The organism is Nocardia amikacinitolerans (assembly GCF_900215415.1).
GTDB classification, from domain to species: Bacteria; Actinomycetota; Actinomycetes; order Mycobacteriales; family Mycobacteriaceae; genus Nocardia; species Nocardia amikacinitolerans.
This window is the reverse complement of the sequence record NZ_OBEG01000001.1, coordinates 871,163-882,837: the sequence shown is the minus strand read 5'-3', so window position 1 is coordinate 882,837 and position 11,675 is coordinate 871,163. Positions and strand designations below refer to the sequence as shown.

At 67.8% G+C, this 11,675-nt stretch carries 11 protein-coding genes; 1 reads left to right on the top strand and 10 read right to left on the bottom strand.

All coding sequences use genetic code 11. The features are described 5' to 3' along the window. Nucleotides 1–24: 24 nt before the first annotated feature. Nucleotides 25–1,419, top strand: coding sequence for an MmgE/PrpD family protein (locus CRP45_RS04185; protein ID WP_097243849.1), 1,395 nt, complete (start codon nucleotides 25–27; stop codon nucleotides 1,417–1,419). 59 nt (nucleotides 1,420–1,478) lie between these two features. On the opposite strand, the gene CRP45_RS33160 is transcribed toward CRP45_RS04185, so the two are convergent. The 10 genes from CRP45_RS33160 to CRP45_RS04140 form a co-directional block, all read right to left on the bottom strand. Further along, nucleotides 1,479–1,697: a hypothetical protein gene (locus CRP45_RS33160; protein ID WP_143861330.1), complete on the bottom strand. Its 219-nt coding sequence runs from the start codon at nucleotides 1,695–1,697 to the stop codon at nucleotides 1,479–1,481. Between the two features lie 94 nt (nucleotides 1,698–1,791). Then, nucleotides 1,792–3,009, bottom strand: a complete 1,218-nt coding sequence (locus CRP45_RS04180; RefSeq protein WP_218841073.1) for an acetyl-CoA C-acetyltransferase — start codon at nucleotides 3,007–3,009, stop codon at nucleotides 1,792–1,794. Between the two features lie 13 nt (nucleotides 3,010–3,022). Then, on the bottom strand, nucleotides 3,023–4,171 hold the full coding sequence (locus tag CRP45_RS04175; RefSeq protein WP_097243848.1) for an acyl-CoA dehydrogenase family protein: 1,149 nt from the start codon (nucleotides 4,169–4,171) through the stop codon (nucleotides 3,023–3,025). Between the two features lie 36 nt (nucleotides 4,172–4,207). Continuing rightward, on the bottom strand, nucleotides 4,208–4,864 hold the full coding sequence (locus tag CRP45_RS04170) for a GntR family transcriptional regulator (protein ID WP_097243847.1): 657 nt from the start codon (nucleotides 4,862–4,864) through the stop codon (nucleotides 4,208–4,210). Further along, a complete protein-coding gene (locus tag CRP45_RS04165) occupies nucleotides 4,864–6,039 on the bottom strand; it encodes a CaiB/BaiF CoA transferase family protein (RefSeq protein ID WP_097243846.1) in 1,176 nt (391 codons plus the stop codon). The genes CRP45_RS04170 and CRP45_RS04165 overlap by 1 nt, the downstream gene beginning before the upstream one ends. Further along, entirely contained in the window at nucleotides 6,036–6,827 is a 792-nt protein-coding gene (locus tag CRP45_RS04160; protein ID WP_097244556.1) for an enoyl-CoA hydratase/isomerase family protein, read from the bottom strand. Before CRP45_RS04160 ends, CRP45_RS04165 begins: the two co-directional genes overlap by 4 nt. A gap of 11 nt (nucleotides 6,828–6,838) precedes the next feature. After that, nucleotides 6,839–7,996, bottom strand: a complete 1,158-nt coding sequence (locus CRP45_RS04155; RefSeq protein ID WP_097243845.1) for a CaiB/BaiF CoA transferase family protein — start codon at nucleotides 7,994–7,996, stop codon at nucleotides 6,839–6,841. A gap of 14 nt (nucleotides 7,997–8,010) precedes the next feature. Further along, entirely contained in the window at nucleotides 8,011–9,180 is a 1,170-nt protein-coding gene (locus CRP45_RS04150) for an acyl-CoA dehydrogenase family protein (RefSeq protein ID WP_097243844.1), read from the bottom strand. 2 nt (nucleotides 9,181–9,182) lie between these two features. Next, nucleotides 9,183–11,138: an AMP-binding protein gene (locus CRP45_RS04145; protein WP_097243843.1), complete on the bottom strand. Its 1,956-nt coding sequence runs from the start codon at nucleotides 11,136–11,138 to the stop codon at nucleotides 9,183–9,185. A gap of 37 nt (nucleotides 11,139–11,175) precedes the next feature. Next, nucleotides 11,176–11,637, bottom strand: coding sequence for a MaoC family dehydratase (locus tag CRP45_RS04140; protein WP_097243842.1), 462 nt, complete (start codon nucleotides 11,635–11,637; stop codon nucleotides 11,176–11,178). Nucleotides 11,638–11,675 lie beyond the last annotated feature (38 nt).

The window sequence follows — 11,675 nt, the reverse complement described above, 5'->3', positions numbered from 1 at the left end:
CCCCCACTTTCCGAAAGGTTCTCCATGCCTTCCCTACCCCCGTTGGAAGCCGCCGTCGCCCGGCTGGTCACCGACCTGGAGTACGACTCGATCCCGGCCGACGCGCTGGCCGGCGCCCGTCGACTCATGCAAGACCAACTGGCCGTGCAGATCGGCTGCGCGTCGCTGTCGTGGAGCCGGGCAGTGCTCGAGCTGACCAAGGCCTCGCACGCACCCGGTTCCGCCCACGTCACCGCGTCAGGTGACGAAATGAGCGCCGCCGACGCCGCTTTCGTCAACGCGACCTATGGGCACGGCTTCGAGTACGACGACGCCCACCGCTCCAGCTCCAGCCACCCGGGCAGCGCGGTGGTCTCCGCGGCCGTCGCCGTCGGCGAGGAACTCGGTGCCTCGATGGCGGAGGTCATCACCGGCATCGTCGCCGGGTACGAGGTCTACACCCGGATCGGCATCCTGGCCGCGCCGCAGTTGCTCGAACGCGGTTTCCATCCGCACGGGGTGTTGTCCGCTTTCGGTGCCGCCGCCGTGGTCGCGAAGATGCGCGGATTCGACGCCGAGCGCACCGTGCACGCGCTGTCCATCGCGATGAGCCACAGCTCGGGCACCACCGAATACACCTCGACCGGCGGCTCGGTGAAACGGCTGCATTCGGGAATCGGCACCCGCAACGGCATTCGCGCCGCGGAGATGGCGGCCGCCGGCATCACCGGCCCGACCACCTTCCTCAGCGGCGGCAAGGGCTTCTACCGCACCTTCGTCGGGCGCCCGGTCGCCGACAACGCGGTTGAATTGTTCTCCCCGGCAGCCTCTTTCCAGATCACACGGGTGTGGATCAAGCCCTACTGCTGCTGCGGCATCAACCACGCCTACATCGACGGCGCACAGCAACTCACCGCGCGGGCATCCGAGGTCGAGTCCATTCGGCTCGGCATCCAGTCCGGCGGTGACGTGATCATCGGCAACCAGAACGCCAACGCATACGCCCCGCAGATCATCGAGCACCTGCAATACAGTCTGCCATTCCAGTTCGCCTTGGCGATCCTCGGCCGTGGCAACGGTTTCCGTACACACCACGACTACATGGACGGGCGTCTCGACCTCGGCGAGGACAGCGAGGTCGCCGAGATGGCGCGGCGGGTGAAGATCGAGGTCGACCCCGAACTCGACGCCGAATACGCGGGACGCTGGATCGCCGACATCACGGTCACCTACCGCGACGGCTCCACCGAGCACGTCTTCGTCGACAACCCCCGTGGCACCGCCGAGAACCCGATGACCGAGGCCGACCTGGACGCCAAGTTCCGAGACCTCACCGTCGCCGATCTGGGTGCCGACCGCAGCGAGGCCCTGCTGACATCGATCAACGCCGGGGATCCCACCACGCCGGTCAGTGAATTCGCCGCGTTGCTGCGCGTCTGACCCGCCGAAAAAGCCTGGCCCGGCTTGGAATTGCCAAGTCGGGCCAGGCTCTTCACATTTCAGGGCATCAGGTACAGGCGTTCGTTCGGCAGACGGGGCAGGTCTGCGTAATGCGCGGCTCCGACCGTGATGTCACAGATATGGCGGCCGGCCACATCCTGGACGAAAACCAGCGCGGCTGTCAGACACGCCACGAATTCCATCCGGATGGTGGCGAACTGGACCATCAACCGGACATCGGGCTCGTGTGGGCATGGTGATCGCTTGTCAGATTTCATCGCGTGTCGACCTGCTTGTACTTGTCGTTCCGAATGACTGTGCCCCGGCGGGCCTGTTCAGTTCGCCGGGGCACAATCGGTGCCTGAACGGTGATCAGGCGGTCTCGAAGGTGGCGGCCATACCTTGGCCGCCACCGATGCACATCGTGGCGAGGCCCTTGCCTCCGCCGCGTCGGCGCAGTTCGTGCAGCAGAGTGGTGACCATTCGTACGCCCGTGGCGCCGATGGGGTGTCCCAGCGAGATGCCGGACCCGTTGACATTGAGCCGGTCGTGATCGCGCCAGCCCCAGCCTTCCAGGACCGCGAGGACCTGCACCGCGAACGCCTCGTTGACCTCGACGAGATCCATCGAATCGAGCAGCGAAGCGGTATCGGTGCCCTGGCGCGCGGCGAGTTTGGCGACGGCGGGCACCGGCCCGATACCCATGCGGGAGGGCTCGCAGCCTGCGGCGGCCCAGCCGGTCAGGTAGCCGATCGGTTCGAGGCCGAGCGCGTCGAGCTGGTCCTCGGCGACGACGAGAAGTCCTGCGGCGGCGTCGTTCTGCTGGCTCGAGTTGCCGGCGGTGACGGTGCCGTCGGGCATGATCGTGCGTAGCTTCGACAGGGTCTGTGGCGTGGAGTCCGGGCGGATCCCCTCGTCGGCGGCGAAGACTACCGGCTCACCCTTGCGCTGTGGCACGGTCACCGGAACCACTTCGTCGGCGAATCGACCTTCCGCCCAGGCGGCGGCCGCCTTCTGGTGGCTGCGTGCGGCGAAGGCATCGGCCTCCTCACGCATCAGACCGTAGTCCGTCGCGAGGTTTTCGGCCGTCTCGATCATTCCGGAGATCTTGCCGAACCGGGCCACCGGTTGGGAACGTTCGCGCCCGCGGTCGAGCCGGTCGAACAGTTGCACGGTGCCCGCGCGGGCGCCCCAGCGCGTGCTGGTCGAGTAGTACTCGACGCGGCTCATCGACTCGACCCCGCCGGCCAGCACCACGTCGGCCGCACCGGTCTGCACCATCATCGCCGAGGTGGCCAGGGCCTGCAGGCCACCGCCGCAGCGCCGGTCGAGCTGCATGCCCGGCACGGAGATCGGCAGTCCGGCGTGCAGCGCCAGCCAACGACCGACGCACGGTACTTCGGAGTTGGCGTAGGACTGAGCGAACACGACATCGTCGATGCGTTCGGGGTCGATCCCGGAGCGCTCGATGACCGCGTTGACCACGGTGGCGCCCAAGTCCTCGACGGGCACGTCACGCAGGGAACCGCCGAAGGTGCCGACGGGGGTGCGGGTGGGCGCGACGATCGCGGCCCGGCGCAGGGTTGACATCCATCGACTCCGATCAGATCGCGTTGCGCGCGATGAGCTGTGCGGCAATGACATTGCGCTGGATCTCGTTGGTGCCCTCACCGACGATCATCAGCGGCGCGTCCCGGAAGTAGCGCTCCACGTCGTATTCCTTGGAGTAGCCGTAGCCGCCGTGCACGCGGATCGCGTCGAGCGCGATCTGCATCGCGGTCTCGGAGGCGAACAGCTTGGCCATGCCCGCCTCCATGTCGGCGCGCACCCCCGCGTCCAGCTTCTGGGCGGCGTCGAGGGTCAGCAGGCGGGCGGCGCGCTGCTTGGTCGCCATGTCGGCCAGCAGGTTACCGACGGACTGGTGCTTCCAGATCGGCTTGCCGAAGGACTCGCGTTCCTGCGCGTAGCGCACGGCGGCATCGAGTGCGGCCTGGCCGACACCGAGCGCGCGCGAGGCGACCTGGATGCGCCCGACCTCGAGGCCGCGCATCATGTGGCTCCACCCCAGGTTCGGCACACCGCCCAGGATGGCGTCGTCGCCGACCTTGCGGCCGTCGAACACCAACTCGCAGGCTTCCACACCGCGATAGCCGAGCTTGGGCAGCTTCTTGGAGATGACCATCCCGTCACCGGGCTCGACCAGGATCACGCTCATGCCCTTGTGGGCGGGCTTGGCATCACGATCGGTGACGCACAGCAACCCGATCAGCCCGGAATGCGCGGCGTTGGAGATCCAGGTCTTGGAACCGGTGATGGACCACTGGTCGCCGTCGCGCACGGCGACGGTGCGCATGGCTTGCAGGTCGCTGCCGCCAGCGGGTTCGGTCAGGGCCATCGTGGCGCGGATCGCGCCCTCGGCCATCTTCGGCAGGTACTTCGACTTCTGCTCCGGCGTACCGAAGGTCTTGATCAGGTAGGTGATCACCGAGTGGCCGCCGATCGCGCCCGCCAGGCTCATCCAGCCGCGCGCGAGCTGTTCGGTGACGCCGGCGAAACAGGCGGTACTCACGTCCACACCACCGAATTCGGCGGGCGCGAGCAAACCGAAGAAGCCCAGCTTCTTCATCTCCTCGATGAACTCCTCGGGATAGACATCGTCTTCCTCGAACTCGCGCACACGATTGCGAACCCGCTGGTCGACGAAATCGGCGACCAGATCGACCATCTGCTGCTCATCGGCTGTGAGGCTCATGCCCACCCTTCCCTAGTTCACGCATAAAATATTATATCATTTCCAGAAGCCACGGGATTCGAGCATGTGCACCGCCCGATCGCCACCGTGCAGGAAGTGCTCCTCGGTGACGGCACGCGTCGTTGCCACATCCCGGTCCCGCAGGGCCGCCAGGATCTCGCGGTGATCGCGATCGGCGGTATCGGACCAGTCGTCGTGAGTCTCGTAGAAACCGTGTGGTCCCGCGCTGCCGAGCACTTTGAGCTCGGTGAGCAGACGTCGGGAACCGCTCGCGCGGTTGATCATTCGATGGAACTCGAAGTTCAGCGTCTCACGGTCCCGGCTCGACGCCGTTGCCATCCGGTCGAGGATCCGGCCGAGCGCGTCGAGCGAGGACTCGGGAATCCGGGCGGCCGCACGGGCGGCAGCCAGCCCCGACACCACGCCCAGCAACCAGTAGTGATCGCGCACGTCGTCGCGCGTCATCGGGGCGACGAAAGCCCCACGCCGGGGCGGCATGTCGACGATGCTCTCCAGTTCGAGGGCGATCAGCGCCTCCCGCACCGGCAGCTTGCTGATTCCCAGCGAGTCCGCGATCTCGTCTTGGTCGATCTTGTCGCCGGGGCGCAGCTCGCCCGCGAAGATCCGCCGCCGGATCTCTTGCACGGCGGTGGTTTTCAGGCTGGTCGGCGGGGCGACGCGCGGCAGGTCCATCAGGTCCGCCTCGGCTGGGCGACCCGGGGCGCGAACTCGGCTCGGATCGCGTCGGTGTGCGCGCCGAGTGCGGGCACCGAACCGTTGGTCACCGGCCAGTGCCGTGCCGTGCCCGGCGGCAGCAAGGCCGGTACGGGTCCGGACGGAGTCCCGATCTCACGCCACCGGCCGCGTTCTCGCAGCTGGGGGTGCTCGGCGAGCTCACGCACGCCGTTCAGCCGGGCGTTGCCGATTCCGGCCTTGTCCGCGGCGTCCTGAATCTCAGCGAGAGTTCTGGTGGCACACCACTGTTCGACGACCGCGTCGACCTCACCGCGGTGTGCGACCCGGTCGTCGTTGTGCAGATAGCGCGGGTCCTCGGCCAGTTCGGGGCAGCCCATGAGCTCGGTCATCCGCCGCCACTCCCGATCGCTGGTGGTGCCGAGGACCGCTTTCTGCCCGTCGGAGGTCGGATACGCGCCGTACGGGGCGATCATCGGCGAACCCATACCGACCGGGACCGGCTCCGCGCCCGCGTGTAGCACCTGGTTGAGTGCGAAGCCCATCATCTCCGACACCACGTCGAGCATCGCGACCGGCACGACCGCGCCGCGACCCGTGCGCTCACGATCGTAGAGCGCGGCCAGGACCGCCGAGTACGCGTACAACGCGGTGCCGATGTCGGCCACCGGGATTCCGGGCTTGGCAGGATGGCCGGGCGTGCCGGTGATCGCGCACGAACCCCCCTCGGCCTGGATCAGCAGGTCGTAAGCGCGCTTGTGGTCGAGCGGACCGCCACGGCCGTAGCCGGAGATGTCGACGATGATCAAGCGAGGAAACCCGCGTGCCAGCTCGTCGACACCGAGACCGAGCCGATCCAGCGCGCCGGGGCCGAGATTGCTCACCAGCACATCGGCGCCGGCCAGCATCGCTTCGAGGACCGCCAGGTCATCGGCGGCGCGCAGATCCAGCGCCGCCGATTCCTTGCCGTGGTTGAGCCAGGTGAAATGCGCCGACAGGCCGCCGACGACCGTGTCGTAGTGCCGGGTCGAGTCGCCGTATCCGGGCTGCTCGACCTTGATCACCCTGGCACCGAGGTCGGCCAGGTGCCGGGTGCACAGCGGGGCGGCGATGGCCTGTTCGAGACCGATCACCGTCACCCCGGCCAGCGGAGCACACGTGGGGTCGGTGCTCATGAGAACCTCGGCTCCCGCTTCTCACGGTGTGAACCGACGCCCTCGACGACATCGGGGCCGCCGAAGTGATAGAACTCGAGGCCGAGCGAGGCGTCGAAGATCGGCATCGCCTGCCGGTACCAGCCGTTGAGCGCCATCTTGGTGCCCTGGATACCGGCCCGCGAACCGGCGGCCAGCTTCTGCGCGATCTCCATCGCGCGGTCCTGGACCTGGTCGTCGTCGACGCACAACGACACCATGCCGATGCGCTCGGCTTCCTCGCCGGTAAGCACCTCGTTGGTCAGCAGGTGGTACTTGGCCTTGGCCATCGAGGTCAGCAGCGGCCAGCAGATCGCGGCGTGATCGCCCGCGGCCACACCGAGGCGCACGTGTCCGTCGACGATCTTGGCGCGGCGGCCCGCCACCGAGATGTCGGCGAGCAACGCCGCCACCAGACCGGCACCCGCGGCCGGACCGTTGATCGCGGAGATGATCGGCTGGGGCACCTCGATGATGTTGCGCACCAGGTCCCGCGCCTCGCGCATCACCCGCGTCCGCGAGGTGTAGTCACCGATCATGGCCTCGACCAAGTCGAAGCTGCCACCAGCGGAGAAGGCCCGCTCCCCCGCCCCGCGGATGACGACGGCGCGCACCGATTCGTCGAGCGCGATCACGGGCCAGATGTCGGCGAGGTGGCGATGTGCCTCGGCACCGACCGAATTCAGGTTCGGTCCGTCGAGCACGATCCGCAGCACGCCGTCGGCGGGGCGGTCGATCGTCAGAGACGAGAACTCCTCGTAACCGGGCACTTGTTGTCCTTTCATTCGCTGATCGACACCGCGTCGACGCCGGTCGGCGCGGCGGCGGTCGCCCACCGCGCCAGGATGTCGTCGAGGTCGCCGATTTCGGTGGGCGGGCACGAGGGGGCGCGGGCCGGGGTCCGGTCGAAGCGCGGCGCGGGCGCGGGGTGCAATACTCCTGAAACCCGTTGGAACACTCCACGTTCCACGTTGTGAGGATCGTCGGCGGCTTCGTCGAAGGTGAGTACCGGGGACACGCAGGCATCGGTGCCCCGATACACCTGCCACCACTCGTCGCGGGTCCGCTTCGACACCGCTTCGGCGATGAGTTCGCGCAGTCTCGGCCACTGGTCGCGGTCGTCCTGGTCCGGCCAGCCGGTGGTGTCGACATCGAGCCGGTCCAGGAACTCACGGTAGAAGTCGGGTTCGAGCGCGCCGACCGCCAGGTACCGGCCGTCCGCGCACCGGTAGGTGTCGTAGAACGGGGCACCGGAGTCGAGGAAGTTGGTTCCCGGTTCGTCGGAGTACAGCCCGGCGGCGCGCAAACCCTGCAACTTGGCCGTCAGCACGGCGACACCGTCGACCATCGCCGCGTCGATGACCTGACCGCGTCCGGTCCGCCCGGCCTCCACCAGCGCGCAGGCGATGCCGAACGCGCCGATCGCCCCGCCACCGGCGTAGTCACCGAGCAGGTTGATCGGCGGTCGCGGCGCGCCGCCTTCGGAGGCGAGGGCGTGCAGGGCGCCGGACTGTGCGACATAGTTGATGTCGTGTCCGGCGTCCTTGGCACGGGGACCGGTCTGGCCGTAGCCGGTGAGCCGGACGTAGACCAGGCGGGGGTTGCGTGCGGTGGCGACCTCGGGGCCGAGACCCAGGCGCTCGGTAACACCGGGGCGATAGCCCTCGATGAACACCTCGGCCGAATCGGCAAGGCGCAGGACGGCTTCGCGCCCCTCCGGGTCCTTCAGGTCCACCGCCACCGACCCGACGCCGCGGTTGACCACATCGGTCTCCTCGGTCAGGCCGACGGTCTGGCTCAACTCACGCGCCGAGCGGTGCGGCGGCCGCACCACCCGCACGACATCGGCGCCCATGTCGGCCAGCAGCATCGACACATAGGGCACCGGTCCCATGCCTGCCAACACGACCACACGCACACCGGCCAACGGTCCCGTCATCGGTATTTCCCCTCCTAGTAGGAACGCGGTAGGCCGAGCACCTGCTGGGAGATGTAGTTACGCACCATCTCCTGGGAGAACGGCGCGTTGCGCAGCAGACGCACTTCCCGCCACAGCCGCTCGATGTGGTACTCCTTCGCGTAGGCGTACCCGCCGAGCGTGGAGAACGCACGATCGCACGCCTCGAAACCGGCTTCGGCACCGAGGTACTTGGCCGCGGCCGCCTCAGGACCACACGGCAGACCCGCGTCGAACAGTTCCGCCGCGCGCATGATCATGCCCTCGGCGGCTTCCAGCCGGATCCAGGAATCGGCCAGCGGGTGCGCAACGGCCTGGTTCTGACCGATCGGGCGGTCGAAGACCACGCGGTTCTTGGCGTATTCGGCACCGATCTCGAGGGCGGCGCGACCCAGGCCCACACCTTCCATGCCGACCACGATGCGCTCGGGGTTCAGGCCGTCGAGCAGGTAGTAGAAGCCCTTGTCGACCTCACCGACGAGTCGATCGTCGGACACCTCGAGGTTGTCGATGAACAGCTCGTTGGTGTCGATCGCGGCGCGGCCGAGCTTGTCGATCTCGCGCACGGTGATCTTGGAGCGGTCCATGTCGGCCAGGAACAGCGACATGCCCCACAGCGGCTTGTCCTCGCGTCGCGGCGAGGTGCGGGCCAGCAGCAGGATCTTGTGCGCGTTCTGGGCGTTGGTGATGAACACCTTCTGCCCGTTGATCAACCAGCCGCCGTCGACCTTGGTCGCCTTGGTCTTGATCCGCGAAGTGTCGACGCCCGCGGTGGGTTCGGTGACACCGAACGCCATAAGCAGCTCACCCGAGGCCAGCTTGGGTAGGTACTCGCGCTTCATCTCCTCCGAGCCGTACTTCACGATCGGGGCGGGCGGGAACACGTAGAAGTGGATCGCCGACCCGCCGCTCATGCCCGCACCGGAGGACGAGATCTCGCCGAGCATGACGGCGGCTTCCTTCAGACCGAGGCCGATGCCGCCGTACTCCTCGGGGATCATCGCGCCCAGCCAGCCGCCGGCGGCGAAGGCCTTCACGAAGTCCCAGGGATATTCGTGCTTGTTGTCCTTGTCGAGCCAGTAGTTGTTGTCGAACTTGCGCGCGAGTTCACGCGTGGCCTGTCGGACGACTTCGACGTTGTCGTCGGTCGCTGTAGCGGCAGTCATTGCTACTCCTGTTCGTCGCCCGCGGACACGGGGATCGCTTCGAGTGGGGTGGCGGGGTCGAGGGAGGACATGTCTCCGGTCGGGGCCCCGAGATACCGGGACCGAATGGCCCGGCGCATGATCTTCCCGTTCTTGGTCTTGGGCAGGCTCTCCACGACGACGACCGAGGGGGCGAACGAACGTCCCGCATTGCCGATCGCAGTGTCCTGCAGGTCTTCCGGCGCCTGACCGGTGGACCGCAGCACGGCGAAAGCGACCGCGCGCTGGCCGCGCCGTTCATCCGGCACGCCGATCACGGCGACCTCGGAGATCCGGTTGTCGCGCAGCAGCGCCGCCTCGATCTCCGCGGGACCGACCCGGCGACCCGACAGTTTGATGGTGTCGTCGGACCGGCCGTGGATGCGCCACATGCCCTGGTCGTCGATGCTGGCGAGGTCGCCGTGCACCCATACTCCGTCCCACTGGTTCCAGTAGGTCTCGAGATACCGCTCGCGGTCCTGCCAGAAGGCATGGGTCATGCCGGGGAAGGTGTTGCGTACCACCAGTTCCCCGATCTCACCGACGACCGGGTTGCCGTCCTCACCGAAGACCGCGGCGTCCACGCCGGGCAGGGCGCCGGTGAAGGCGGCCGGAGCGGCGGGCAGGAACGGGTACCCGATGAGGATGCCGCCACCGACCTCGGTACCACCGCTGTAGTTGACGATGGGCCGCGTGCCGCCGCAGACCTCGGAGAACAGCCACCACCAGGTAGGTTCGTCCCAGGCCTCGCCGGTGGACACGAAGGTGCGCAGGCTCGGCATCGCGTGGGTGACCGCCTCACCCGCCGCCTTCAGCGCACGCGCCGCGGTGGGCGCGATACCGGCGACGGTGACACCGTTGCGTTCGATGATCTCCCACATCCGGTGCGCGGTGGGGTGCGTCGGCAGCCCCTCGATCATCACGATCGTCGCGCCCAGCTGTAACGGTCCGGTCATCAACATGGGGCCGACGAGCCAGCCGAGGTCGGTGATCCAGGAGACGACGTCGCCCTCGTGCACGTCGAAGCCGTAGCCGAAGTCGACCGCCGTCTTCACCGCGAAGCCACCGTGGGAGTGCACGATGCCCTTGGGCCGTCCGGTGGTGCCCGAGGTGTAGACGATGGTCAGCGGATCGTTGGACTCGGTGTCGGCGGTCGGCACCGGGGACGGATCGGCGTCGAGCTCGTCGTAGTACACGTCGCGGCCCTCGCGCATCGCCACCTCGGTGCCCAGATGCCGGACGACCACGACCTTGGCCACGGTGGGCGCCGATTCCAGCGCCACGTCGGCGGTCGCCTTCAGCTCGACCCGCTTACCGCGCCGTGTCGTCCCGTCGGCGGTCACCAGCAGTACTGCCTCGGAATCCTGCAGACGGGTGGCGAGCGCGTCCGGCGCGTAGCCGCTGAAGGTGGGCACCGACACGGCCCCGATCATCGCGATCGCGAGGAAGGCCACCGCGGCTTCGGGCACCACGGGCATGAACAGCACCACTCGGTCACTGCGCCGCACACCCAACTGAACGAGGTTGGCGGCGAAACGCCGTACCTGCGTATCGAGTTCGGCGAAGGTCAACGTGCGCCGCTCACCCTCGTCGCCCTCGTAGACCACAGCCAGCCGGTCCGCGGCAGCGCCGTCCGCGTGCCGGTGCGCTGCCAGCCGCGCGATGTTGACACCGCCGCCGGTGAACCACCGGGGGAACGGCTTTCCGGCCGAGTCGTCGACGACGCGGTCGAACGGGACCGAGAAGTCCACGCCCAGGTCCGTCGTCGCGGCCCGCCAGAACCATTCGGGCTCGGCGATGGCTCGCTCGTTGAGCTCGGTGACCGCCGCGGCGTCGTCACCGAATCCCCAGGCGCGCATCGCCGCGAGCAGACGGCTGCGCTCACGGATCCGCGCGTCGGGCACCCATGCCGGCGGCTCGGCAGGCTGAACGTCCACCATGACGTGTCCTCCTCGTTGCTGGTTCGTCGTGGCCGGATCAGGCCTGTTCGGCCGGACGCTTCATCATCAGGCCGACGCGCAGGGCGTCACAGACCACCTCGTCGCGCTGGTTGATGCCGAGGTGCCGGAAGGTCACGATGCCGGAGTCGTTGCGGCTCTTCGATTCCCGCTTGGCCTCGATCTTGGTCTGCACGTGAATGGTGTCGCCGTGGAACACCGGCTTGGGGAACTTGATCTGCTCGAAGCCCAGGTTGCCCAGAGTGGTGCCCTGCGTGGTCTCCGGCACGGTGATACCCGAGACCAAGCCGAGGATGAACAGGCTGTTCACCAGCCGCTGGCCATAGATGGAGTTCTTGCTGTACTCGGCGTCCAGGTGCAGTGGGGCCAGATTCAGCGTCATCACACTGAACAGCGTGTTGTCGGCCTCGGTGACCGTGCGGCGGGTGGGGTGGTCGATGACCATTCCCGGCTCGAACTCCTCGAAATACAGGCCAGCCATGTCGCGTCCTCTCAGAATATATTATGCACTAGACGGCG